The sequence below is a fragment of the Pseudomonas azerbaijanorientalis genome, assembly GCF_019139795.1.
In the GTDB taxonomy this organism is placed as follows: Bacteria; Pseudomonadota; Gammaproteobacteria; order Pseudomonadales; family Pseudomonadaceae; genus Aquipseudomonas; species Aquipseudomonas laurylsulfatiphila.
Window position 1 is genome coordinate 6,073,527 of record NZ_CP077078.1, and the last position, 24,213, is coordinate 6,097,739.

Here is a 24,213-nt window from a genome sequence, read left to right on the forward strand (position 1 = left end):
TCCCACACCACGCCTACCGTTTTCTCTTCCCATCACCGAAGAGGACAACGGAATGTCCAACACGCCAAAAGCCCATCGATTACGCACAGGTCGGCACTCGCAATTCGGTCGCATCTATCACCTGACCGCTGTCACCCATGAACGACAACCATTCTTCCAGGATTGGCGCACTGGCCGCTTTTTGGTGCACGAGTTCAAGAGGGCTCAGGAAGCTGGCTATGCCACGTCTATAGCCTGGGTAATCATGCCGGATCACTTCCACTGGCTGATTGAATTGCACAACGGTGATTTACCGAAACTGGTGCAAGCCACCAAATCTCGCTGCACACGCCTCATCAATCAGAAACGGGATCTACATGCTCCTGTATGGCAAAAGGGCTACTTCGCCCGAGCCCTGCGTCGCGAGGAAGATCTGAAAGCCATTGCCCGATACATCATCGCCAACCCGCTACGCGCAGGCCTCGTCGACCATATCGGCGGCTACCCACTCTGGGACGCCATCTGGCTCTGATGCACAAATCACTGTAGGAGCGAGCCTGCTCGCGATGGTCGTCAACGATAACGCGGGAAACCTGGTACCCCCGCGGCGCTCTCAGGTTTATCGCGAGCAGGCTCGCTCCTACAGGAAATGGAGTGCCCGCACGTCTTGTGAATGCTACCTCCAGGTTTGCAGGCATTCCCTCCAGCCGCCAGCCGTGTAGAATCGCGAACATTCATCGCCAGTCATCCCCGGCGGGTTTATGAGCTCAAGCTGAAGCGCGCGGCGATCCCGCAAAGTTATCGGCAACTTCCGGACACGCGGCCATTTCTGAGTGTTCCAGACGTCAATAGAAGCTCACTTCCCTTTTGATACCTGATTAGCCGCCCGGAGTGCTTCATGCCTGATTACCGCTCGAAAACATCCACCCACGGCCGCAACATGGCCGGCGCCCGCGCACTGTGGCGCGCCACGGGGATGAAAGATGACGACTTCAAGAAGCCGATCATCGCCATTGCCAACTCGTTCACCCAGTTCGTACCGGGCCACGTGCACCTCAAGGACCTGGGGCAACTGGTCGCCCGCGAGATCGAACGCGCTGGCGGCGTGGCCAAGGAATTCAACACCATCGCTGTCGATGACGGCATCGCCATGGGCCACGACGGCATGCTGTATTCGCTGCCGAGCCGCGAGATCATCGCCGACTCCGTCGAGTACATGGTCAATGCCCACTGCGCCGACGCCATCGTCTGCATTTCCAACTGCGACAAGATCACCCCTGGCATGCTGATGGCGTCCCTGCGCCTGAACATCCCGGTGATCTTCGTCTCCGGCGGCCCGATGGAAGCCGGCAAGACCAAACTCGCCTCCCACGGCCTCGACCTGGTCGACGCCATGGTGATCGCCGCCGACTCCAGCGCTTCTGACGAGAAAGTCGCCGAGTACGAGCGCAGCGCCTGCCCGACCTGCGGTTCGTGCTCCGGCATGTTCACCGCCAACTCGATGAACTGCCTGGTTGAAGCGCTGGGCCTGGCCTTGCCGGGCAACGGTTCGACCCTGGCCACCCACAGCGACCGCGAGCAGCTGTTCCTGCAGGCCGGCCGCACCATCGTCGAGCTGTGCAAGCGTTACTACGGCGAGAACGACGAGTCGGTGTTGCCGCGCAACATCGCCAACTTCCAGGCCTTCGAAAACGCCATGACCCTGGACATCGCCATGGGCGGTTCCACCAACACCATCCTGCACTTGCTGGCCGCTGCCCAGGAAGCCGAGATCGATTTCGACCTGCGCGACATCGACCGTCTGTCCCGCCACGTGCCGCAACTGTGCAAGGTCGCGCCGAACATCCAGAAGTACCACATGGAAGACGTGCACCGCGCTGGCGGTATCTTCAGCATCCTCGGTTCGCTGGCCCGTGGCGGCCTGCTGCACACCCAGCTGCCGACCGTGCACAGCCGCAGCATGGAAGAAGCCATCGCCAAGTGGGACATCACCCAGACCAACGACGAAGCGGTTCACCACTTCTTCAAGGCCGGTCCGGCGGGTATCCCGACGCAAACCGCGTTCAGCCAGTCGACCCGTTGGGAAACCCTGGACGACGACCGTGAAAACGGCTGCATCCGCAGTGTCGAGCACGCTTACTCGAAAGAAGGCGGCCTGGCCGTGCTCTACGGCAACATCGCCCTGGACGGCTGCGTGGTGAAAACCGCTGGCGTCGACGAGTCGATCCACGTCTTCGAAGGCAACGCCAAGATCTTCGAAAGCCAGGACAGCGCCGTACGCGGCATCCTCGCCGACGAAGTGAAGGAAGGCGACATCGTCATCATTCGCTACGAAGGCCCGAAAGGCGGCCCGGGCATGCAGGAAATGCTCTACCCGACTTCGTACTTGAAATCCAAAGGCCTGGGCAAAGCCTGCGCCCTGCTCACCGACGGCCGTTTCTCCGGCGGCACCTCCGGTCTGTCCATCGGCCACGCTTCGCCTGAAGCGGCTGCCGGCGGCGCGATCGGCCTGGTGCAGGACGGCGACAAGGTGCTGATCGACATTCCGAACCGCTCGATCAACCTGTTGGTCAGCGACGAAGAACTGGCCGCACGCCGGGTCGAGCAGGACAAGAAAGGCTGGAAGCCGGTGGAAGTGCGTCCACGTAAAGTGACCACCGCACTGAAAGCCTACGCCCTGCTGGCGACCAGCGCCGACAAGGGTGCGGTGCGTAACAAGGCGATGCTTGACGGGCTTTGATGCTTGATCGCTGAACAAAAAATACCCCGCCAAGTGCGGGGTATTTTTTTGGATCAATTATCAGTCGATCATATCGGTCCTTGGCACTTCTAACTTTCCATATCAAAACGCCCTATATCAGGGAATCAAAAAGCAAGAGTTCCTTATTCGCGGGAGCGAGAGCTCCGCGCAACTTTCCACAGGTAGTGAAGCGCTAACAATGTCGGCCCAAGAACTACCGCACCAAACCACATCTTGCTGCTAGGGTGAGTTAATGAATATATCAGCACAGGAAATATTACAATCAAGCCTATTACCAACATTACTGATATAACTAGCCTGCGACACGGCCTGACGCCACTAGGCCAGTTGAACGACGCCAGTAAAAGCCCGATAGTTCCCAGCCATGCGAGTGTGCTTAGCAATATGCCAAACAAGTCACCAAACATCGTAAAAAACAGACTGAGTAGAGCCAACCCAACAGCAGGCAGAACACCTCCAACCAAATATATAGCTGACCAAAAAATGCGTACCACCATGTACATCTACTCCATTAAAGTAACTCGCCGAGTTAAATATTCTGACCTCATCGCACGCCCCGGCCTGCGGCAATGTCAAGAATCGCCTGTTCGATGAGGTGGCGATCAGAGCGCCGCAGCAGCTCATCAAATTGCGTCGCGGCCTTAAGTACGAAGGGCATGCGTTGATGGATGTCGGCCAGATTGGCAAAGTAATCGCTGCTGAAACCAACTGTACGTCCATCGTCACTGGGACGGCACTGGCTTGCCAGGGTCAGTTCGACGGCTGCAGCGGCACCGGACGGTAAGTTCGTAACATAAGAGAACTGATTGCCAAGTAGCAAAGCCACCAGATTCAGGTCACTGTACATTGCTGGCTGCAGGATGTTCTTCTGTTCATGTTCGGCAAGAAAAACAACACTTTCGGTGATGTTGCCTGCATCAACGGCTTCGAAGGCTTGTAGGATTTCCTTGTGGTTATAACCAAATATCACCTTCTTCTGCTCGATCGGCCACAGGACTGGATACTGATCATGTTCATAAATATCTTGACGAGCGCCCAAGCAAGTCCTGAGCGCCGACAACCCACGCTCTTTGTAAAAAGCGTGTAGCGGAAACACATCCAAAAACAGCGTGGTATTGCCAAGCGCCAGCATGTCGTGCACGTACTGGAGTTGCTTCTGCACGTACGACAATGATTCAACTTCGTTCCGCTTGCCGCCAGGCAGCGGGTTGTTGCGGCGGGCTTGTTCGTATTCTTGTCGCGCTTTCTCACTTCGTTGAGCGCTCTGCTGCCGTTCATGCTCGCTTCGCTTGTCGAACAACCCGGAGAATCCTCTGCGGATCGCATCCCTCCAGCGTAATTGCGCTTCATGTTCGCCCTGGATCTTGTCGATCGAATCAGCCGCATGCAGCAAACCACAACCCACCTGCTTGGAGGCGAACGCCGCCAGGCCCGCCCATTGGAAGCGCTGATCCTCCAGCCACAATCGGGCGTACGCCGAATTGATCGCGCGATTACGCGCCTTTGGGTCGGAGATCAGGATGCCGCCCGGCGCCACAATGGCTTCGGCTCTTTGCTGATAGCTGCGCCACAGGTTCTGGCAGACCTGTCCCGACTGCTCGCTATAGCTCGTTAGAGGACGGCTTGGCGGCGGGGTGAAGCTGGAGGGGCGTGGCTCGGCTGTCGGTTGTCGTACATCGGCTGGCGTGGCGGGTTGGGCGGCAGCTCGGACAGGTGGCGCAACATTGCCGGTTTCTATCCGCTGGCTCCTGAAAGTCTGGTTGGCAATCAGCTTGGGCGGCGGATCGCACTTGCACTTGCACAGGTCGCCATCCAGGGCGGGCTTACGTCCATCCCACTCCTCCGATAGGCGTGGGGCGACGCAAATGATGGTCCCGGTGCTGTCGCATTCCGGGCATTTGACTTCATCGCCTTCGCGGGCCATGGACTGGCCATTGATGCGGCCATGAGGCAAACCACTGACGACAGTGCCGCCGACGGTGGTTTTGGCCCCGACCGTGATGTAATAGCGCTTCATGCGAAATGTGTCCTTGTCAGATCGAAAGGACGCACGCTAGAAGAGGCGAAGTGGAGGAAAAATCAGACGCGTCCTTGATTGATGTAGGTCAATTCAGAAAAGCGACTGGATATGGACGTCGGTGTGCTCGCGTTAACCGTCGAACATGAAAATGCCCCGCCAAGTGCGGGGCATTTTTTTATCCGCGTTATTCCTGCGGGTCGAGGTTATCCAGCGCCTGGTTCACCGCCAGTTCGCCCAGCATGATGACCTGGGCGATCCCCAGCATCGTGCTGCGTTGAGAGCCTTCGAGCAGTCCGGCGAAATCGCTAGCCATGACATTGGCCGAGGCGAGGGATTCGCAGGCGTGGGCCAACAGGGTTTCGGTGTCGAGGCCCGGTGCGATGACGAATGTTTGGCTGGGTTTACGCGGGGTGGCGTTGATGCGGGCGGAGAGGTTGTCGCAATCGGGAGGATCGGGAGTAACTTTCAACATTTGATGGAACTCCGGGTGAGAAAAAAGGAGCCATCACCCTCGCTACCAAACGAAGGGTGGCGGCCATACGCAGGTTGGTAGACCGGTCACCAGGAACCCGGCGCGTCCGAAGATGCCCTGCGCATGGCCACCATATGAGCAGAGACAGAAACGAACCCTGCAAAGGGTGGCGCAATGCGCCGAGGTGAACACGGGCTACCAAACCCGATCACTGATGTTCAGTGACGCGGAAACGATAGAAGCCGCCCCCCAGGCGCACAAGCCGGCGGATTCTGGCGTAGACGTAGTCCCTTACGCAAGAATGCGTAGGTTGTGACTGTCAGGAGATGTCGATCAGACAAAGGCTTTCATTGCACCGACTGGCCTCATCGCGAGCAAGCTCGCTCCCACAGGGGATCTACGGTGTTCACACAGTCTGTGTTTCACCCGAGATCTTTGTGGGAGCGAGCTTGCTCGCGATGGCGGTACAACTGCCGACATTGAGGCTGGATGTGGTGGCCTCATCGCGGGCAAGCCTGCTCCCACAGGGGATCGTCGGTGTTCACACAATTTCCATGTCACCCGAGATCAGTGTGGGAGCGAGCTTGCTCACGATGGCGGTATAACTGCCAACATTGAGGCTGGATGGGGTGGCCTCATCGCGAGCAAGCTCGCTCCCACAGGGGATCTACGGTGTTCACACAGTCTGTGTTTCACCCGAGATCTTTGTGGGAGCGAGCTTGCTCGCGATGGAGGCGACTCGGTCTTATTGAATCTCTTCAGGCTTCACGACCACCCAGTTCTTGTCGGCAGTCACCGTCAAGCCCTCCTTGGCCTGGGCCGCGGCGTTCTTGGCCATCATGCCCTGGATCTGGGTCATGTACTTGTCCTTGCGGTTGACCCACAGGTGGATGCCGCCCTTGGCCACGTCAACGCTGTGGAACAGCATGTAGCCGTCGCTGCTCGGGGTATCGCCGCCCACCAGCACCGGTTTTTTCCACTGATCGATGTAGGTCAGGATCGCCGCCTGTTTGCCGGCCATCCAGGTCGCCGGGGTCCACAGGTACGGGGTCAGTTCGAGGCCAAGGTTGGCCTTCTCGTCATATTTGCCGTCAGTGATCTGCTTGCGCGCGGTGGTCAGTTCGCCCGTCTTCGGGTCCTTGAGCAGCAGCGAAACGCCAATCACGTTCTGCGGCTTGACGTTGTAGCCGTACTTCGGATCGGCCGCGACCATGCGCACCAGTTCTTCGGAGGCGGCGGTCATCACGTAGACCTCGATGCCGTTCTCCATCAGTTTGTTGTACAGCTCTTGCTGGCCGGTGAAGATTTTCGGCGGGTTGACGTCGAGCTTCTTGACCACGTCGCCTTCGTAATAAGTCGCCGGCACCGGCTTGCCGGACGCCATCATCTCGTCGACGTAGCCCTTGAGTTCCTTGAGGGTAAAGCCGGAGAAGACCTGGGCGACCCATGGATAGCAAACCATGTCGTCGAGCTCGCAGAGGCGGTAGTAGTAGCTGAACAGGCTTTCCTTGTGGTCGGCAGTGTCCTTGAAAGGCATCAGTTTCAGGGAGGGATCGAGCTTGTCGCGGGTGATCAGGCCCTTGCTCTCCATGAACGGCAGCAACGACTCTTCGAGGTCGTAGCGGTAACTGGTGTTGTCCATGTCGAACACCGCGTAGTTACCCTTGTTGGCGTTGGCGGCGATCATCGCGTCCAGCGCCTTGGCCTGATCGGCTGGCCAGTGTTTCAGATCCGTTGCGAAAACCTGGCCGGCAAGGCCCAGGCAAAGTGCTGCAGCGAGTAATTTCGGTGCGAACTTCATTGGCGTTTCTCCCTGAATGTGAAAGAGATCGACGCTAACAAATAAGTGTGACAGTCCTCGTCTGTCAGCGACCGTCCGCGTCCCTTTCGCGCCAGTTGCATTTCTGACAGCGACATCCGCTTATTCCAAAAGCGACGGATATCATACGTTTTTGATATTAATTCATTAGTTTTCAAGCTGTTAGGCTTGCCGGTTCGCGGTTGCCCAAGGGTGCAACCGGCACAAGTCTTATCGGAGTCTTCATGAATCTGCCGCTGATCCTCAATCTGCTGGTGTTCCTCGCCCTGCTCTTCGGCCTGGCGCAAACCCGCCACACGACATGGAGCCTGGCGAAAAAAGTCCTGCTCGCGCTGGTGTTGGGCGTGGCGTTCGGTGTGGCGTTGCACACTGTCTACGGTGCCGGCAACCCAGTGCTGAAAGCCTCGATCGGCTGGTTCGACCTGGTGGGCAACGGCTATGTGCAGCTGCTGCAAATGATCGTGATCCCGCTGGTGTTCGCCTCGATCCTCAGCGCCGTGGCCCGCCTGCACAACGCGTCGTCGTTGGGCAAGATCAGCTTCCTGACCATCGGCACGCTGCTGTTCACCACGGCCATCGCGGCGTTGATCGGCATCGGCCTGACCAACCTGTTCGGCCTGACCGCCGAAGGCCTGGTGGCCGGCACTCAGGAAATGGCGCGCCTGCAAACCATCCAGACCGATTACGCCGGCAAGGTCGCCGACCTGAATGTGCCGCAGCTGCTGCTGTCGTTCATTCCGCAAAACCCCTTCGCAGACCTGGCGCGGGCCAAGCCGACGTCGATCATCAGTGTGGTGATTTTCGCTGCGTTCCTGGGGGTCGCGGCGCTGCAATTGCTCAAGGATGATGCCGAGAAAGGTCAGAAAGTGATCAACGCCATCGACACCCTGCAAGCCTGGGTGATGCGTCTGGTGCGCCTGGTGATGAAGCTGACCCCGTACGGCGTGCTGGCGCTGATGACCAAAGTGGTAGCCGGTTCCAACCTGCAAGACATCATCAAGCTCGGCAGTTTTGTGGTGGTGTCCTACATCGGCCTGGCCCTGATGTTCGTGGTGCATGGCGTGCTGGTGTCGGCCGCCGGGATCAACCCGCTGCGGTTCTTCCGCAAGATCTGGCCGGTGCTGACGTTTGCGTTCACCAGCCGTTCCAGCGCAGCGACGATTCCGTTGAGCATCGAAGCGCAGACCAGCCGCCTGGGCATCCCGCAGTCCATCGCCAGTTTCGCCGCCTCGTTCGGCGCGACCATTGGCCAGAACGGCTGTGCCGGTCTGTACCCGGCGATGTTGGCGGTGATGGTGGCACCGACCGTGGGCATCAACCCGCTGGACCCGCTGTGGATCGCGACGCTGGTGGCGATTGTCACACTGAGTTCGGCCGGGGTGGCCGGTGTCGGTGGCGGCGCGACGTTCGCCGCGCTGATCGTGCTGCCGGCGATGGGCTTGCCGGTGTCACTGGTGGCGTTGCTGATTTCGGTCGAGCCGCTGATTGATATGGGGCGTACGGCGTTGAACGTGAGTGGTTCGATGACGGCCGGGGCGATCACCAGTCAGGTGATGCAGCAGACCGATAAGGCGCTGCTGGATGTGGATGAGCATTCGGCGTTGGCGCAGGCTTAAATCCTCCAGCGACTGAGGGGGCCCCTTCGCGAGCAAGCCCGCTCCCACATTTGTCCTGCGGCGTACATGGATTCTGTATCCGCAGGAGATCAAATGTGGGAGCGGGCTTGCTCGCGAAGCTCTTAAGCTTTTTCCCACACTTCGAAGTTGTACGCGGGCTTATCGCCTTCCGCCGGATTCGGCACATCCGACACCAGTTTCCACTGGTTCAAATCAAACTCCGGAAACCAGGCATCCCCTTCCGGGCTCAGCGCCACGCGGGTCAGGTACAACCGGTCAGCCTGCGCCAGCCCTTGCGCATACAACTGCGCGCCGCCAATCAGCATCAACTCATCGACGCCCTGCTCCTTCGCCCATGCTTCGGCGCGAACGACGGCGGCTTCCAGCGACGGATAAACCTCCGCGCCTTCGAGCTGCAGATCCGCCTGGCGACTGACCACGATGTTCAGACGGCCCGGCAGCGGACGACCGAGGGAATCCCAGGTCTTGCGACCCATGATGATCGGCTTGCCGAGGGTGGTGGCCTTGAAATATTTGAAGTCTCCCGGCAAGTGCCAGGGCATGCTGTTGTCGACGCCGATCACACGGTTTTCACCGAGGGCTGCGATCAGGCTGAGGGGGAGTGATTTAGTCATGCCGGCGAGGATACCAGAGCCTCGCTTTCGCCGATAAGCGCCACAGCGGTTATGCTCACAGCTCATTTAAGCGACGGGATGCCGCGTGACTGAACTCAATACCCTCTGGCTGACAGAAACCATCCGCCTGCGCGAAGAACACGCAGGCCCCCTGGAAGACCTGGAAGCCAACCGACTGGCCCGCAGCGCCGGCGGCGATTTGCCGGCGCGCATTCAACGCCGCGCCCTGTGGCTGGCTGAACGCGATGGCCTGACTACAGCCCTCAAACACTGGCTGCAAGGCTCGCGGCTGGCGCTGCTGGTATTGGCGGTACTGGCCGTGATCAGCGGCGCCGGCCTGGCCTTCGCGGCTATGAGCGACGGCCTGCACCCGGTGAATGTGTTCTGGGCCTTGGGCAGCCTGCTCGGGCTCAATCTGGTTCTGCTGCTGAGTTGGGCGTTAGGGCTTGTATTTGCCGGCGAACACGGCGCCAGCCTCGGACGCCTGTGGCTATGGCTCAGCGAAAAACTCGCTCGGGACGCCAAAGCCGCGCAGTTGGCCCCCGCCCTGCTCCTGTTACTGCAACGGCAGAAACTCAATCGCTGGGCCATCGGTGTGCTGGTCAACAGCCTGTGGTTGCTGGCGATGCTCAGCGCGCTGGTGATCCTGCTCATGTTGATGGCGACCCGGCGCTACGGCTTTGTCTGGGAAACCACGATCCTCGGTGCCGACAGCTTTATCGCCGTCACTCAGGCGCTGGGTGCGTTGCCGGCCCTGCTTGGCTTCAGCGTGCCGACCGTGGAGATGATCCGCGCCAGTGGCGATGCCGCACTGAACATCGAAAGCGCCCGCCAGGCCTGGGCCGCCTGGCTGGTGGGCGTACTGCTGGTCTACGGCGTTTTGCCGCGCCTGCTGCTCGCGCTGCTTTGCCTGTGGCGCTGGAAGACAGGGCAAACAGCGCTGCGCCTGGATTTGAACCTGCCCGGTTACGCGCAGTTGCGCGAACGCTTGATGCCCACCAGCGAGCGCCTCGGTGTCAGCGATGCGGCACCGGCGCAACTGCACCGCGTGGAAAACGGTGTCACCGAGCAGCAAAGCGACGGTGCGCTGTTGGTCGCCATCGAACTGGACGACCAACGCCCGTGGCCACCGCAGTTGCCGAAAAACGTCAGTAACGCCGGCATCCTCGACAGTCGCGAGTCGCGACACAAACTCCTCGAACAACTCAGCCGCTTTCCCCCGGCACGCCTGGCCATCGCCTGCGATCCACGGCGTTCACCGGATCGCGGCAGCCTGGCCTTGATTGCCGAACTGGCCCGCAGCGCCAGCGCCACCCGCGTGTGGTTGCTGCAGGCGCCGCCCGGTGAAGCGCTGGACGCCGAGCGCCTGGGCGATTGGCACGTGGCGCTGCAACAGCTTGAGTTGCCGTTTGCCGATTGTGCACCGATGAACTGGCTGGAGACGGGTCATGACTGACACCAGGAAGCAGCCTCTGAAACTCGCCGTGGTCGGTCACACCAACGTCGGTAAAACCTCGTTGTTGCGCACCCTGACCCGCGACGTCGGCTTCGGTGAGGTGTCCCATCGCCCCAGTACCACGCGGCATGTCGAGGGCGCACGGTTGTCGGTGGACGGCGAGCCACTGCTCGACCTCTACGACACCCCTGGCCTGGAAGACGCCATCGCCCTGCTCGATTACCTCGAACGCCTGGAACGCCCGGGTGAACGCCTCGACGGTCCGGCACGCCTGGCGCGTTTCCTGGATGGCAGCGAAGCCCGGCAACGCTTCGAACAGGAAGCCAAGGTGCTGCGCCAGTTGCTGGCGTCGGATGCCGGTCTCTATGTGATCGACGCCCGTGAGCCGGTGCTGGCCAAGTATCGCGACGAGCTGGAAGTGTTGGCCAGTTGCGGCAAACCCTTGCTGCCGGTGCTGAATTTCGTCAGCAGCGCCAACCACCGCGAACCGGCCTGGCGTGAAGCGCTGGCGCGGCTGGGCTTGCATGCCCTGGTGCGTTTCGACAGTGTCGCGCCGCCGGAAGACGGCGAGCGTCGACTCTATGAAAGTCTCGCCCTGCTACTGGAAACTGCCCGGCCGCAACTCGAGCGCCTGATCGCCGATCAGCAGGCCCAGCGTCTGGCTCGCCAGCAAAGCGCGGAGCGACTGATTGCCGAATTGCTGATCGATTGCGCGGCTTGCCGGCGCAGCGTGGTCAGTGAAGCCGAGCAGGAACAACAGGCGATCAGCGAATTGCGCAAAGCCGTACGCCAGCGTGAGCAGCGTTGCGTCGAGGCCCTGCTCAAGCTCTACGCCTTCCGCCCACAGGATGCCGCGGCCAGTGATTTGCCGCTGCTCGATGGCCGTTGGGGCGATGACCTGTTCAACCCGGAAACCCTCAAGCAACTGGGTGTGCGCGTCGGCGGTGGAATTGCCGCAGGCGCCGCTGCCGGGGCCGGGGTCGATTTGCTGGTGGGTGGGATTACGCTCGGTGCCGCTGCACTGGCCGGCGCCATCGCAGGTGGCGCCCTGCAAACCGCACGCAGTTATGGCAGCCGCTTGCTGGGCAAGATCAAGGGCCAGCGCGAACTGACGGTGGATGACAACGTGCTGCGCCTGTTGGCGCTGCGCCAGCGGCAATTGCTGCAAGCGCTGAACGCCCGTGGGCATGCGGCGATGGACAGCATCCAGGTGGCCACGCCTCAGGAAAAGAGTTGGCGCGAAGGCAAACTGCCCGAGGCTTTGAACAAGGCTCGGGCGCATCCGCAGTGGTCGTCGTTGAATCCGCATGCGAAGTTGAATCAGGCGGAGCGGCAGGAGCAGGTTGAGGTGTTGGCGCAGCAGTTGTGAACTTGCTGATCGTCAGCGCCAGTTGAATTGCAGATACGCAGTGCTGAGCTGTGAGACGCGCTGCTGATCCACCGCATCCTGGTCACCGTCGTTATCCATATCGAAGTGGATCAGCCAATCCAGCTTCCCGTCGTTGTTGGTGTCATAGGCGGACGCGGTGTAAACAATAGTTTGATCCGACGGTTTGCCGACGCCTTCGTGAAAGTGCAGGCGCACGGTGTCTGGAGAACCGTCGTTGGCGAAATCTTCGGTGAATATCTTCAGATAACGATCCCAGGTCTCGCCGCGGTTGAACCATTTGAGCTGCAAGTAGGCGTTGGCAAACGACTTGAGCAACCGCTCGTCCCTGGTGTTTTCCTTACCATCGTTGTTTACATCACCGACCTGGAAATCAACCTTGCCATCAGCCGTGATATCCAGCGCATAGGCTTTATGGATGAGTCTGTCCTCTGCCCCGCTACTCTCCTCGAAAAAATGCAGGAGGACGGTGTCGGCCTTGCCGTTCGCGCTGCGGTCCTGGGCAGTCACTTTCAAGTAACGCATGGTGGAGTTTCTCATTGAATAAGGGCCGATCAAGCTAGCCCGTCTCGTCGGAACTCTCTGCGCGAACAGTTTCATTTACTTGTAGGGCGTTTCAGCAGGCTTCGAGAGACAAGACTCTGATGGCTTTGCGCTTCAACACCCCTAGATCAATCACCGGCACATGCATCTCCTTGGCCTGTTCATCCCACTGGCGCATGCGCAAACTGACTTTGCACAACGGGTCCTGCTCGAAGGCATCGGCTTCGGCTTCGGTCATCACACCCCCCTGATATTCCAGGGTCCGGCGACTGGCTTCGCTCAGGCGTTCGTAGTACCCAGGCTCCCTGAGTGTCAGATAACGCTTGGCCTGGACGTGGTACTCCACCAACCGGGCCATGCGTTCGCTGAAGCCGGCATTGCGCAAATAATCGGCGCCCAGCCGTTCGTGGCTGACCACGCCGTAGCCGCCCATGTTCTCGGCACCCTCGGCGCAGATGTGCCCGATATCGTGGAAGAACGCCGCCAACACGACTTCGTCGTCGAAGCCTTCGGCCATCGCGCATTGGGCGGCCTGGGACATGTGCTCGATCTGCGACACTGGCTCGCCGATGTAGTCGCTGTCGCCAAAGCGTTCATAGAGGGCGAAGACCTTGGCGACGGTTTGTTCATGGCTGTGCATCAGAAGTCTCCCGATCAGTGAGATTTGTGGTGAATGGTAGACCGCTTTCGCGAGCAAGCCCGCTCCCACAGTGATCACCAATACCTTGTGGGAGCGGGCTTGCTCGCGAAGAGGCCCTTTCAGCCGATGAAGATCTTACTTGGCCGCCACTTTCTCGGACTTGCCGTCATAACGCTTGCGCCATTCGGTCAGGATCTCGTCGCGGTTCTTCGAGGCCCAGGCGAAGTCGTTCTTGATCAGGCGCTGTTCGTAGTCGGCTGGCAGTTCGGTCTGCGGCTTGGCGATGCCAGGCTGGGCGAGCACGGCGAAGTTTTCTTTGTACAACTCCATCGCCTCAGGGCTGGCGGAGAAGTCAGCCAGTTTCTTCGCGGCTTCTTCGTGGGCAGTGCCCTTGATCACGGCAGTCGCTTCGATTTCCCAGCCCAGGCCTTCCTTCGGCAGGATGATGTCCAGCGGTGCGCCCTGGCGTTTCAGTTGAACGGCCGGGTACTCGAAGGAAATACCGATCGGGAATTCACCCGCAGCCGCCAGTTTGCAAGGCTTGGAGCCGGAGTGAACGTACTGGCCGATGTTCTGGTGCAGGCCGTCCATGTAGGCCCAGCCCTGCTTCTCGCCGAAGGTTTGCAGCCAGGCGCTGACGTCAAGGAAGCCGGTGCCGGACGATGCCGGGTTCGGCATGACGATCTTGCCTTTGTACTCAGGCTTGGTCAGGTCTTGCCAGCTCACGGGCTTGGTCAGGCCCTGCTTTTCGGCTTCGACGGTGTTGAAGCAAATGGTCGCGGCCCAGACATCCATGCCGACCCAGGCTGGCGGGTTGGCGGCGTCACGGTAGTTGGCGCCGATCTTGCCCAGGTCCTTCGGTGCATAGCTTTGCAGCATGCCTTGCTGATCGAGGATCGCCAGGCTGGAGGCCGCCAGGCCCCACACGGCGTCAGCCTGCGGGCGGGCCTTTTCGGCGAGCAACTTGGCCGTGATGATGCCGGTGGAATCGCGCACCCATTTGATTTCGACGTCCGGGTTGGCCTTTTCGAAGGCTTCTTTATAGGTTTTCAGCTGTTCGGCTTCGAGGGCGGTGTACACCGTCAACTCGGTTTTCGCCGCAAAGGCGTTCAGGCTGAAAGCGGTGAGGACAGCGGCGGCCAGGGCCATAGGCTTGAACATGATCTTTTCCTGTATTTGAGTTGAGGGTGTGAATCAGTGACCGGGCGCGGTCTGCCGCCAGGCCTGGGAGCGGCGCAGCAAACCGCGCGAAGCCCCGGCCAGCAGCAGCGACACGCCCGCCGAGGTGAAAAGAATCAGGGTCGACATCGCCGCCGCGCCGCCGACGTTGCCGGCGTCGTCCATATTCAGTACCGCCACCGCCGCGAGGATGGTGTCGGGGCTGTAGAGGAAGATCGCCGCCGAGACGGTGGTCATGGCCGAGACGAACAAATAGCGCACGATATCCAGCAGCGCTGGCAGGCAAATCGGCACGGTGACGCGCAAGTAATGGCGGTACAGCGGCGCCTTGAGCGACAGCGCGGCGGCTTCGAACTCAGCATCGAGTTGACGCAATGCGGTGGTGGCGGTCATTTGCGCGGTGGTCAAATAGTGCGCAATGGTGCAGACGATCAGCAGGGTCATGGTCCCGTACAGCCCGTGCAGCGGGTTGCCAGTGAGGTTGAAGAAGAAGACATAACCCAACCCCAACACCAGGCCCGGCACCGCCATCGGTACGAAGCTGAGCATGCGCAAGGTCAGGTTCAGGCCGCGCTGGCCCCTGGTTTTTTCCATCAGGTAGGCGCCGGTGAAAATCAGCAGGCTGCCGATCAATGCAGTGCCCAAGGCCATCTTCAAGCTGTTGCCGTAGGCCAGCCAGCCACCGCCGGCGGTTTCATTGAACTGATAGTGGTTGAGCGACAGCGACAGGTTGTACGGCCAGAACTTCACCAGGGACGAGAACACCGCCATGCCGAACACCAGCAGCAACGCCGCGCTGATCAACAGGACGATGGCCAGGTAGCAAGCGTCGCGCAGCTTCGATGGCGCAGGCTTGAACACCTGGGCACGACCGCTCATGGAGTCGCCGTGACGCCGACGCAACCAGGCATCGACGCCAAAGCTGAACAGCGCCGGCAGCAACAACACCATGCCGATCAAGGCACCGCGGCCGAATTGCTGTTGGCCGACCACGGCTTTATAGGCTTCCAGTGCCAGAACCTGATAATCGCCACCGACCACCACTGGAACACCGAAGTCGGTGATGGTCAGGGTGAACACCAGGCAGAACGCAGCGAAAACCGCCTGACGGGTCGCCGGCCAGGTGATGCTGCGGAACGCTTTCGCCGGACTGGCGCCCATGCTTGAAGCCGCATCGAACAATCGCGCATCCGCCAGGGACAAGGCCGACAGAAGAATCATCAAGGCGTGCGGGAAGGTGTAGATCACCTCACCCAGAACAATGCCCCAGAAGCCGTAGATGTTGTCCGAGAGCAGGCCACGCAGCATGCCCTGGTTGCCGAACAGGTAAACCAGCGCAATCCCGGGCAGCATCGACGGCGCCATCAATGGCAGCAGGGAAATGCCACGCCAGAGGCCTTTACCCGCAATCAGGGTGCGTTGCAGCGCGTAGGCAAACAGATAAGCCAGAGGTACGACAATCGCCGCGACGCTGAGGGAAACCTTCAGACTGTTGCCGAGCAACCAGTGGAAGTTCTCGCTGGTCACCAGTTCTTTCGCTGCAACCCAACCACCACCCTGCCCGGCTTCAGCGCTGAAACCACGCCAGAAGATCGCCAGCAACGGCATCAATACGGCAACGCCCAACAGCACCAGCAGAAGCACTTTGCCGCCGACCACGAACAGCCGGTCACCGATCTCGGCACGGGAAGTCTGCCGAACCTGCTGTTGTGGCAGCGGCAGCGCAATGTTCGCGCTCATCAGGCAAACACCTGCAGGCTGCGCGGCGGCAAGGCGACCATGATCTGCCGGGCGCCAAGGCGCGGCATGGCTTCCGGTGCCAGTTCCGCCAACAGCGCATGGCCCGGCAAATGATCGAGCTCGAAGCTCATGCGGCAGCGGTTGCCGAGGAAGGTGATCTCGCGAACCTTGGCCGGGAACAGGTTTTCCTCGTGCACCAGCGGATTGACGTTGATCGCTTCGGGGCGGCAGAACAAACGGCCCGAGGCGGTCTTGGCGCTGCCTTCGGCCAGGCGCATGTTCATCCCGCCGACCTGGGCGTGGCTGTCGCTGCTGCGCTGGAACGGCAACCAGTTGCCCTGGCCGACGAACTCCGCCACGAACGGCGTGGCCGGGCGGTTGTAGATTTCCTGGGGCGTGGCGTACTGCTCGACCTTGCCGTTGTTCATCACGGCGATACGGTCGGCCATCAACATGGCCTCGTCCTGATTGTGGGTCACCATCAGGGTGGTGATGCCGAGGTTGCGCTGCAGCTGGCGCAGTTCGGTGCACAGATGCTCGCGCACCCGGGCATCGAGGGCCGACATCGGCTCGTCGAGCAGCAACAGCGACGGTGCCGGGGCCAGCGCGCGAGCCAGTGCAACCCGCTGCTGCTGGCCACCGGACAACTGACCGGGATACTTTTTCTCGCTGCCGCTCAGGCCGACCAGTTCCAGCATCTGACCGACACGCTGGCGAATCTGGTCGCGACCATTGCCGGCGAGGCCGTAGGCAATGTTCGCTTCGACGGTGAGATTGGGAAACAACGCGTAGGACTGGAACAGAATGCCGTAGTCCCGCGCCTGGGGAGCCAGGTGGGAAACGTCGCGATCACCCAGGTACAACTCGCCCCTGTCCTGCTTTTCCAGGCCGGCGATGCAGCGCAGCAAGGTGGTCTTGCCACAGCCCGACGGACCCAGCAGACACACCAGCTCACCGGCCGCCACGTCGAGTGAAACATTATCCAGCGCGGTGAAAGCGCCGAAACGTTTCTGGATGCCACGCACCCTCATCGGGGCGCCGGGGTTGGTCAGGGCAGTTGCGATCGAGTTGTTCATGGACGGACCTCATCTAGCAGATGAAGGCCATCCTAGGGTTGTAATGAGTCCGTCATGTGGCAGTAAGGCAAAAACTGCCGATAGTGGTATTCGAGGATTTTGGGTTAAGTTTTGAGTCGCCTGATCGGCCGCCATCGCGAGCAAGCTCGCTCCCACAGGGATTTTGGGTGTTCACACAATTTGTGTTTCACCTCAAACCCACTGTGGGAGCGAGCTTGCTCGCGATGAGGCCGGTACAGGCACCCCAGAATTCAGGCCGGGGCCATTTCCTGCGCCAACCCCAGAAACGCCGCCGGCAACCGCGCGCTTTTGCGTTCCTTGAGGCAATACAGATATTCGGGGATCTGCGGTGCATTCTCGATGGTCAGCACCCGCAGTTGCGGATCATGGGGTACTTCCTGGCGGGCGATGATGCTGATGCCGATGTTGCGCAGCACCGCTTCGCGGATCGACTCGCGGCTGCCGATCTCCAGCAGCGGCCCGAAACTCACTCCGGCGCTGGCCAGCAACTCTTCGGTCAGGCGGCGGGTGGTCGAGCCCGGTTCGCGCATCAGCAGGGTATGCCCGGCCAGGGCGCCAAGTGGTACGTGATCATGAACCGCCAGTGGATGATTGCGATGCACCGCCAGCACCAGCGGATCGCTGCCGAGCACCCGGCGAATCAGGCGCGCGTCATCGAGCAACTGTGACGACGCCGCGACATCGACCCGGTAATCTTCCAGCGCTTCGAGCACTTGCTGGGAATTGCCGATTTCCACCGACACCTCCACCTGCGGCAAACGCTCGCGAAAGGTTTTCACCAGGTCGAGGATGTAATACGGCGCCGTGGCGGCAATGCGCAATGTGCCCTGGACCTGGCCGCAGTTACGCAAAAAAAACTCGATGTCGGCTTCCTGCTGCATCAGTACCTTGACCATCGGCAACAGCCGCGCACCCTCCTCACTGACGCTGAGACGCCGACCGCCACGGTAGAACAGCTCAACCGAATACTGACTCTCGAGGTTGCGGATCTGCGTCGTCACCGTCGGCTGGCTCAGGCCAAGCTTTTTGGCAGCCTGGGTAATGCTGCCCAGGCGGGCCACCATGTAAAACGCCTTCAGCTCGGCACTCAGCACAACCACCCCTCATTCTTTACTTGCGCAGCAGGCGCAAACCGTTGAACACCACCAGCAAACTCACGCCCATGTCGGCGAACACTGCCATCCACATGGTAGCGACCCCAGCGAAGGTTACCCCAAGAAAGATCGCCTTGATGACCAATGCCAGGGCAATGTTCTGTTTGAGGATGCTCGACGTCTGCCGCGACAGACGAATGAATGCCGGGATCTTGCGCAGATCATCGTCCATCAGGGCGACATCGGCGGTTTCTATCGCAGTATCGGTGCCCGCAGCGGCCATGGCGAAACCGATCTCGGAACGCGCCAGTGCAGGCGCGTCGTTGATGCCGTCGCCGACCATGCCGACCCGGTGCCCCTGAGCATATAGGGCCTCGATAGACTGCAATTTGTCCCCTGGCAACAGGTCGCCCCTGGCTTCATCTATGCCAACCTGCGCGGCAATGGCCTGCGCGGTGTGAACGTTGTCGCCGGTGAGCATCAGGGTTTTGATGCCAAGGTCATGCAGTTGCTCGATGGCTTCGCGACTGGACGCCTTCACCGTATCGGCGACAGCGAACAGTGCCAAAGGACCGGACGAATCAAGCAGCAGCACCACCGACTTGCCCTGCTTTTCCAGGGCAAACAGTTTTTCTTCCAGCGCCGGAGAGCACAGGCCCAGATCCTCCACCAGACGATGGTTGCCCAAATGGTAGAGCTGGCCGTTGATCTCGCCGCGCACACCGCGCCCGCCCAGGGCTTCGAAGTTATCCACAATCAGCGTCGCGCTTTGGTTATCCACAGCCGCTTTGGCGATGGCCAGGGAAACCGGATGATCCGAACGCCCGGCCAGCGCGGCGGCAATGGCTGGCGCCGATGCATCGGCGGTCGGGTCCAGCGACAGGTAATCGGTCTGCACCGGCTTGCCGTGGGTGATGGTGCCGGTCTTGTCCAGGGCCAGGTAGTCGAGCTTGTAACCGCCCTCCAGATAGACGCCACCCTTGACCAGGATCCCTTTGCGCGCCGCCGCCGCGAGGCCGCTGACGATGGTCACCGGCGTGGAAATCACCAGCGCACACGGGCACGCCACCACCAGCAGCACCAGCGCCCGGTAAATCCAGTCGAACCACAACGCGCCCATGAACAGCGGTGGGATGACCGCCACGGCCAGCGCAAGAACAAACACTACCGGGGTGTAGATTTTCGAAAACTGATCGACGAATCGCTGGGTCGGCGCCCGCGCGCCTTGCGCCTGTTCAACGGCGTGAATGATGCGTGCCAGAGTCGAATTGCCCGCGACGGCAGTGACCGCGTACTCAAGGGAACCGGCCTGATTGATGGTGCCGGCGAACACTTTGTCGCCGACCGTTTTCTCCACCGGCAGGCTTTCCCCGGTAATGGGCGCCTGGTCGATGGTCGAGCGCCCGGACAGGACCTCGCCGTCCAGACCAATGCGTTCGCCGGGACGCACACGCACCCGCGCGCCGATTTCGATGATTTTGACATCCTGCTCGACCCAATTGCCGTCGGCCTGCAACACCGTCGCCTGCTCCGGCGCCATCTGCATCAGCCCGCCGATGGCATTGCGTGCACGATCCAGGGAGCGAGCCTCGATCAGCTCGGCCACGGTGAACAGGAACATCACCATCGCCGCTTCCGGCCATTGACCGATCAGGATGGCGCCGGTAACGGCAATGCTCATCAGCGCGTTGATGTTCAGATTGAGGTTCTTGAGCGCGATCCAGCCCTTTTTATAGGTGCCGAGACCGCCGCTGAGGATGGACACCAGCGCAATGACCGCGACCACCCAATCAGGCGCGGTAGCGGTGAAGTGGATGACTTCCGCCAGCAATGCGCCCACACCGGACAACGCCAATGGCCACCAGTGTTTCCTTTCGGGTTTCGCTGCCGGTGCTTCAGCCCCCTGCTCCAGCGGTTCGGCGTGCATGCCCAGGGACTTGATCGCCTCGATGATTGGCTCGGTGCCTGGCAAATCGTGGGTCACGCCGAGCACCCGGTTGATCAGATTGAACTCCAGCTGCTGCACGCCTGTCAGTTTGCTTAGCTTGTTCTGAATCAGCGTCTGCTCGGTCGGGCAGTCCATCGCCTCGATGCGAAAGCTGCTCAGACGGGCACCCGCCGTCGGCGATGCGCTCAGCGTGACCCGCGCAGGCGCTGCCGTTTTTGATGAACAGCAAGCGTCGCCATGACCGCCATGGTCATGCTTGGGCAAGGGTCGAAGCTTAACGCCGATTTCATGTTCGGCCACAGGTTTGTGGGTATGCTGAGAATCGCTCATTGGTTGCGTCCATAAGAGTGCCTGCTGCCCAGTAAAGACCCTGTAGCCACTACAGGGTCAAGCACCCATTCTGGAGTTTTGGAGATTGTCGTCATGAAGATTGGAGAATTGGCGAAACTCACGGACTGCGCCGTAGAGACGATCCGCTACTACGAGCGCGAGAACCTTCTGCCGGAACCGGCCCGCAGTGACGGCAACTATCGCGTCTACACCCAGGCCCACGCCGAGCGCCTGACCTTCATCCGCAACTGTCGCACCCTCGACATGACCCTCGAGGAAATCCGCAGCCTGCTGGCATTTCGCGACAGTCCGCAGGACCAGTGCGAAAGCGTCAACGCACTGATCGATGAGCACATCCACCACGTCAAGGCGCGTATCGACGGCCTGCTGGCCTTGCAGGCACAACTGCTCGACCTGCGCCAACGCTGCGGCGAGAGGCCGGGTATCGATCAATGCGGGATTTTGCAGCGGCTGGAAGTGAGCGGCGGGGTTGTGGCGACGGAGGCTGAGCATTCCCATGTCGGCCGTAGTCACGGCCACTGAGAACACCACAAAACAAATGTGGGAGCGGGCTTGCTCGCGAATACGGTTGTTCATTCAACATTAACGTCGACTGATCGACCGCTTTCGCGAGCAAGCCCGCTCCCACAGGTTCAGGCGTTGTACTTCAGACCGCCATCGGTGCGGTCATTGGCGCGTGGTGCTCGTAGCCTTCCAGCGAGAAGTCGCCCGGTTCGACCCGTTCCAGCCATTCCGGCTCATACAGACCTGTCTTGGCAAACTCCGGTACACGGTCGGAAATCACCAGTTTCGGCATCGGGAACGGTTCACGCTTGAGCTGTTCGTTGAGCATGTCCAGGTGATTTTCGTAGACGTGCGCATCACCGATGAAATAGGTGAACCAGCGCGGCGTGTAGCCGGTCAAGCGACCGATCAGGCTCAGCAACGCGGCGCCTTCGGTGAGATTGAACGGCGTGCCCAGACCCAGGTCGTTGGAGCGAATGTAGAGGGTCAAGGAGATCTCCCTGGTCTCGACATTCGGGTGGAACTGGTACAGCAGGTGGCACGGCGGCAAGGCCATTTCATCAAGCTGGGCGCAGTTCCAGCCGTGGAACAGGATGCGACGGCTGCCCGGGTCCTTGATGATGGTGTCGACGCACTGGCGAACCTGGTCGATAGCCTTGTACAGCACCACATAGGCCTGGCCGTTTTCTTCGCCTTCGGCAATCTGGCGATAACCTTGCTTGAGGGTCTGCTCGATGGCGGCCGGGTTGCTGAGCGGAATCTGCTTGTACGCCGGCCATTTGCGCCATTGCACACCATAGATTTCGCCAAGGTCGTCTTCGCCCTGGCGGAACGGGTTGGCCAGCCACTGGGCGTTTTCGTTGGCGTTCTGGTCCCAGACCTTGCAGCCCAAGGCACGGAATTCGGCAGCGTTGTTCACGCCACGCAGAAATCCGCACATTTCGCCGATGGCCGATTTGAAGGCCATCTTGCGCGTGGTGATCGCCGGGAAACCTTCCTGCAGGTCGTAACGCAGCATCGCGCCGGGAAAACTGATGGTGTTCACGCCGGTACGGTTGGCCTGCTTGGTGCCGTTCTTGATGACGTGGGCGACCAGTTCGAGATATTGCTTCATGAATTACCTGTGTCCTTGAACCCGCAGCCATCGCTGCGGGGTTCGAATTTTATACGGCTGCCGCTGGCGTTGCCGGGGCGCGGTGATACGCCAGCCAGATCAGGACCAGGCCGCCGACGATCATTGGCAGGCACAGCACCTGGCCCATGGTCAGCCAGTTCCAGGCCAGATAGCCCAGTTGCGCGTCCGGTACGCGGACGAACTCGACGATGAAACGGAAGATGCCATAGAACAGCGCGAACATGCCCGATACCGCCATGGTCGGCCGCGGCTTGCGCGAGAACAACCAGAGGATCAGGAACAGCGCCACACCTTCGAGGGCGAACTGGTACAGCTGCGACGGATGACGCGCCAGTTGCGCCGGATCGGTCGGAAAGACCATCGCCCACGGCACATCGGTTGCCTTACCCCACAACTCGGCGTTGATGAAGTTGCCGATACGCCCGGCCCCCAGGCCAATCGGCACCATCGGCGCAACGAAGTCCATCAGCTGGAAGAACGACTTGTTGTTCTTCTTGCCGAACCACAACGCCGCCAGCATCACGCCGATGAAACCGCCGTGGAACGACATGCCGCCCTTCCACACTTCGAAAATCAGCGTCGGGTTGGCCAGATAGGCGCTCAGATCGTAGAACAGCACATAACCCAGGCGTCCGCCGACGATCACCCCCATCGACATCCAGAACACCATGTCGGAGAGCTTCTCCTTGGTCCAGGTCGGGTCGAAGCGGTTCAACCGGCGGGAGGCCAGCAGCCAGGCGCCGCCGATGCCGATCAGGTACATCAGGCCGTACCAGTGGATTTTCAGCGGACCGATGGCCAGGGCCACCGGGTCGATCTGCGGGTAAGGCAGCATTGCGACTCCTCGTTAGAGTTCAAATCTTAAAAATTCCCGGGCGACGCTGCCACCTCAGGATTAAGCCAGGATTGCGCTGCCCGTCAGAGCAGATGCTTCAGAGTAGAAAGTTCAGGCCGACAAAGAACAGCAAAGCGGCAAACAGCCTTTTCAGCAACTTCGGCGACAACCTGTGGGCCAGTCGCGCGCCCAAACGGGCGAACACCATGCTGGTCAGGGCAATGCCCAGCAGCGCCGGCAAATAAACAAAACCGAGACTATGGGCCGGAAGCAACGGATCGTGCCAGCCCAGAATCATGAAACTTAATGCACTGGCCAGGGCAATCGGCAGCCCGCAGGCCGATGAAGTGGCCACGGCTTGCTGCATCGGTACGCTGCGCCAGGTCAGGAATGGCACGGTCAACGAACCGCCGCCAATGCCGAAAATCGCCGAGGCCCAGCCAATCACGCTGCCTGCCACGGTCAGACCGAGTTTGCCCGGCACGGTTCGGCTGGCCTTGGGTTTGACGTCCAGTGCCAGTTGAGCGGCGATCACCAAGGCAAATACACCAATGAGTTTCTGCAGGTTGGGGCCGGAAATCGCTTCCGCCGTCAAGGCGCCGAACCCGGCACCGATCAGTATGCCGACGGTCATCCACATGAAGATCGGCCAAAGCACGGCGCCACGGCGGTGATGCTCGCGCACCGCGTTGACCGAGGTAAAGATGATCGTCGCCAGGGACGTCCCCACCGCCAGGTGCGTGAGGATCGATGGATCGAAGCCTTGGGCCTTGAAGCTGAACACCAGCACCGGGACGATGATGATCCCGCCACCCACGCCAAACAGCCCGGCGAGCACACCTGCACAGGCGCCGAGCGCCAGATAGAGCAGAAATTCCATGGTTGTCCCGCCCGCATCCCCAAAACCGGAGCGGCATGGTAACGGATGCATAGCCTCAAGCTCCACTGTGCAAGGCGATGGATCGATGAGCGATGTCTGCGTAGAGTGAGCAAAAAACACAC

General features: G+C 60.5%; 20 protein-coding genes. 6 read left to right on the plus strand and 14 right to left on the minus strand.

The window, feature by feature from the left end; genetic code table 11:
• Positions 1–52: 52 nt before the first annotated feature.
• Both KSS91_RS27320 and ilvD read left to right on the plus strand, forming a co-directional pair.
• Positions 53–511 (plus strand): REP-associated tyrosine transposase, encoded by a 459-nt coding sequence (locus KSS91_RS27320; protein ID WP_217836629.1) that lies wholly within the window; start codon positions 53–55, stop codon positions 509–511.
• A 366-nt stretch (positions 512–877) separates the two neighbouring features.
• Complete coding sequence (gene ilvD, locus KSS91_RS27325; RefSeq protein WP_007976450.1) at positions 878–2,719, plus strand: dihydroxy-acid dehydratase; 1,842 nt, start codon at positions 878–880, stop codon at positions 2,717–2,719.
• A gap of 565 nt (positions 2,720–3,284) precedes the next feature.
• On the opposite strand, the gene KSS91_RS27330 is transcribed toward ilvD, so the two are convergent.
• The 3 genes from KSS91_RS27330 to KSS91_RS27340 all read right to left on the minus strand — a co-directional run bounded on the left by KSS91_RS27330 (position 3,285) and on the right by KSS91_RS27340 (position 7,033).
• Entirely contained in the window at positions 3,285–4,757 is a 1,473-nt protein-coding gene (locus KSS91_RS27330) for a PAAR domain-containing protein (protein ID WP_217836630.1), read from the minus strand.
• Between the two features lie 187 nt (positions 4,758–4,944).
• Positions 4,945–5,232, minus strand: a complete 288-nt coding sequence (locus KSS91_RS27335) for a DUF6124 family protein (protein WP_102699986.1) — start codon at positions 5,230–5,232, stop codon at positions 4,945–4,947.
• A gap of 745 nt (positions 5,233–5,977) precedes the next feature.
• A complete protein-coding gene (locus KSS91_RS27340; protein WP_217836631.1) occupies positions 5,978–7,033 on the minus strand; it encodes an HAD family hydrolase in 1,056 nt (351 codons plus the stop codon).
• A 242-nt stretch (positions 7,034–7,275) separates the two neighbouring features.
• Between KSS91_RS27340 and KSS91_RS27345 the strand changes: the two genes are divergently transcribed.
• Positions 7,276–8,667, plus strand: coding sequence for an L-cystine transporter (locus KSS91_RS27345; protein WP_217836632.1), 1,392 nt, complete (start codon positions 7,276–7,278; stop codon positions 8,665–8,667).
• A 122-nt stretch (positions 8,668–8,789) separates the two neighbouring features.
• Here the strand turns inward: KSS91_RS27345 and KSS91_RS27350 are convergent, their stop codons facing one another.
• Positions 8,790–9,302, minus strand: a complete 513-nt coding sequence (locus tag KSS91_RS27350; protein WP_102673480.1) for a dihydrofolate reductase — start codon at positions 9,300–9,302, stop codon at positions 8,790–8,792.
• A gap of 85 nt (positions 9,303–9,387) precedes the next feature.
• Between KSS91_RS27350 and KSS91_RS27355 the strand changes: the two genes are divergently transcribed.
• Positions 9,388–10,758: a DUF2868 domain-containing protein gene (locus KSS91_RS27355; RefSeq protein ID WP_217836633.1), complete on the plus strand. Its 1,371-nt coding sequence runs from the start codon at positions 9,388–9,390 to the stop codon at positions 10,756–10,758.
• Positions 10,751–12,127 (plus strand): GTPase/DUF3482 domain-containing protein, encoded by a 1,377-nt coding sequence (locus KSS91_RS27360; RefSeq protein ID WP_217836634.1) that lies wholly within the window; start codon positions 10,751–10,753, stop codon positions 12,125–12,127. The genes KSS91_RS27355 and KSS91_RS27360 overlap by 8 nt, the downstream gene beginning before the upstream one ends.
• A 12-nt stretch (positions 12,128–12,139) precedes the next feature.
• On the opposite strand, the gene KSS91_RS27365 is transcribed toward KSS91_RS27360, so the two are convergent.
• The 7 genes from KSS91_RS27365 to KSS91_RS27395 all read right to left on the minus strand — a co-directional run bounded on the left by KSS91_RS27365 (position 12,140) and on the right by KSS91_RS27395 (position 20,716).
• A complete protein-coding gene (locus KSS91_RS27365; protein ID WP_217836635.1) occupies positions 12,140–12,670 on the minus strand; it encodes a hypothetical protein in 531 nt (176 codons plus the stop codon).
• 91 nt (positions 12,671–12,761) lie between these two features.
• A complete protein-coding gene (locus tag KSS91_RS27370) occupies positions 12,762–13,328 on the minus strand; it encodes a phosphonate degradation HD-domain oxygenase (RefSeq protein WP_217836636.1) in 567 nt (188 codons plus the stop codon).
• A 135-nt stretch (positions 13,329–13,463) separates the two neighbouring features.
• Positions 13,464–14,489 carry a putative 2-aminoethylphosphonate ABC transporter substrate-binding protein gene (locus KSS91_RS27375; RefSeq protein WP_015097240.1) on the minus strand — a complete coding sequence of 342 codons (1,026 nt, stop codon included), beginning with the start codon at positions 14,487–14,489 and terminating at the stop codon, positions 13,464–13,466.
• Positions 14,490–14,522: 33 nt separating this feature from the next.
• Complete coding sequence (locus KSS91_RS27380; RefSeq protein ID WP_217836637.1) at positions 14,523–16,247, minus strand: putative 2-aminoethylphosphonate ABC transporter permease subunit; 1,725 nt, start codon at positions 16,245–16,247, stop codon at positions 14,523–14,525.
• The gene (locus KSS91_RS27385) at positions 16,247–17,323 is read right to left on the minus strand and encodes a putative 2-aminoethylphosphonate ABC transporter ATP-binding protein (protein WP_217836638.1); all 1,077 of its coding nucleotides are present in this window, start codon (positions 17,321–17,323) and stop codon (positions 16,247–16,249) included. The genes KSS91_RS27380 and KSS91_RS27385 overlap by 1 nt, the downstream gene beginning before the upstream one ends.
• 251 nt (positions 17,324–17,574) lie before the next feature.
• A complete protein-coding gene (locus KSS91_RS27390; RefSeq protein WP_217838481.1) occupies positions 17,575–18,438 on the minus strand; it encodes a LysR family transcriptional regulator in 864 nt (287 codons plus the stop codon).
• Positions 18,439–18,454: 16 nt separating this feature from the next.
• Entirely contained in the window at positions 18,455–20,716 is a 2,262-nt protein-coding gene (locus KSS91_RS27395) for a heavy metal translocating P-type ATPase (RefSeq protein ID WP_217836639.1), read from the minus strand.
• A 93-nt stretch (positions 20,717–20,809) separates the two neighbouring features.
• On the opposite strand from KSS91_RS27395, the gene cadR reads away from it, so the two are divergent.
• Positions 20,810–21,259 (plus strand): Cd(II)/Pb(II)-responsive transcriptional regulator, encoded by a 450-nt coding sequence (gene cadR / locus KSS91_RS27400; RefSeq protein ID WP_217836640.1) that lies wholly within the window; start codon positions 20,810–20,812, stop codon positions 21,257–21,259.
• Positions 21,260–21,383: 124 nt separating this feature from the next.
• On the opposite strand, the gene KSS91_RS27405 is transcribed toward cadR, so the two are convergent.
• The 3 genes from KSS91_RS27405 to KSS91_RS27415 form a co-directional block, all read right to left on the minus strand.
• On the minus strand, positions 21,384–22,355 hold the full coding sequence (locus KSS91_RS27405; RefSeq protein ID WP_217836641.1) for a thymidylate synthase: 972 nt from the start codon (positions 22,353–22,355) through the stop codon (positions 21,384–21,386).
• A gap of 49 nt (positions 22,356–22,404) precedes the next feature.
• Complete coding sequence (gene lgt / locus KSS91_RS27410; RefSeq protein WP_015097247.1) at positions 22,405–23,211, minus strand: prolipoprotein diacylglyceryl transferase; 807 nt, start codon at positions 23,209–23,211, stop codon at positions 22,405–22,407.
• 97 nt (positions 23,212–23,308) lie between these two features.
• Positions 23,309–24,091: a sulfite exporter TauE/SafE family protein gene (locus tag KSS91_RS27415; RefSeq protein ID WP_217836642.1), complete on the minus strand. Its 783-nt coding sequence runs from the start codon at positions 24,089–24,091 to the stop codon at positions 23,309–23,311.
• Positions 24,092–24,213 lie beyond the last annotated feature (122 nt).

What these genes read in the sequence shown, in the direction of transcription:
- KSS91_RS27320 (WP_217836629.1), top strand. Translation starts at nt 53, where the DNA reads ATGTCCAACACGCCAAAAGCCCATCGATTACGCACAGGTCGGCACTCG.
- ilvD (WP_007976450.1), top strand. Translation starts at nt 878, where the DNA reads ATGCCTGATTACCGCTCGAAAACATCCACCCACGGCCGCAACATGGCC.
- KSS91_RS27330 (WP_217836630.1), bottom strand. Translation starts at nt 4,757, where the DNA reads ATGAAGCGCTATTACATCACGGTCGGGGCCAAAACCACCGTCGGCGGC.
- KSS91_RS27335 (WP_102699986.1), bottom strand. Translation starts at nt 5,232, where the DNA reads ATGTTGAAAGTTACTCCCGATCCTCCCGATTGCGACAACCTCTCCGCC.
- KSS91_RS27340 (WP_217836631.1), bottom strand. Translation starts at nt 7,033, where the DNA reads ATGAAGTTCGCACCGAAATTACTCGCTGCAGCACTTTGCCTGGGCCTT.
- KSS91_RS27345 (WP_217836632.1), top strand. Translation starts at nt 7,276, where the DNA reads ATGAATCTGCCGCTGATCCTCAATCTGCTGGTGTTCCTCGCCCTGCTC.
- KSS91_RS27350 (WP_102673480.1), bottom strand. Translation starts at nt 9,302, where the DNA reads ATGACTAAATCACTCCCCCTCAGCCTGATCGCAGCCCTCGGTGAAAAC.
- KSS91_RS27360 (WP_217836634.1), top strand. Translation starts at nt 10,751, where the DNA reads ATGACTGACACCAGGAAGCAGCCTCTGAAACTCGCCGTGGTCGGTCAC.
- KSS91_RS27365 (WP_217836635.1), bottom strand. Translation starts at nt 12,670, where the DNA reads ATGCGTTACTTGAAAGTGACTGCCCAGGACCGCAGCGCGAACGGCAAG.
- KSS91_RS27370 (WP_217836636.1), bottom strand. Translation starts at nt 13,328, where the DNA reads ATGCACAGCCATGAACAAACCGTCGCCAAGGTCTTCGCCCTCTATGAA.
- KSS91_RS27375 (WP_015097240.1), bottom strand. Translation starts at nt 14,489, where the DNA reads ATGTTCAAGCCTATGGCCCTGGCCGCCGCTGTCCTCACCGCTTTCAGC.
- KSS91_RS27380 (WP_217836637.1), bottom strand. Translation starts at nt 16,247, where the DNA reads ATGAGCGCGAACATTGCGCTGCCGCTGCCACAACAGCAGGTTCGGCAG.
- KSS91_RS27385 (WP_217836638.1), bottom strand. Translation starts at nt 17,323, where the DNA reads ATGAACAACTCGATCGCAACTGCCCTGACCAACCCCGGCGCCCCGATG.
- KSS91_RS27395 (WP_217836639.1), bottom strand. Translation starts at nt 20,716, where the DNA reads ATGAGCGATTCTCAGCATACCCACAAACCTGTGGCCGAACATGAAATC.
- cadR (WP_217836640.1), top strand. Translation starts at nt 20,810, where the DNA reads ATGAAGATTGGAGAATTGGCGAAACTCACGGACTGCGCCGTAGAGACG.
- KSS91_RS27405 (WP_217836641.1), bottom strand. Translation starts at nt 22,355, where the DNA reads ATGAAGCAATATCTCGAACTGGTCGCCCACGTCATCAAGAACGGCACC.
- lgt (WP_015097247.1), bottom strand. Translation starts at nt 23,211, where the DNA reads ATGCTGCCTTACCCGCAGATCGACCCGGTGGCCCTGGCCATCGGTCCG.
- KSS91_RS27415 (WP_217836642.1), bottom strand. Translation starts at nt 24,091, where the DNA reads ATGGAATTTCTGCTCTATCTGGCGCTCGGCGCCTGTGCAGGTGTGCTC.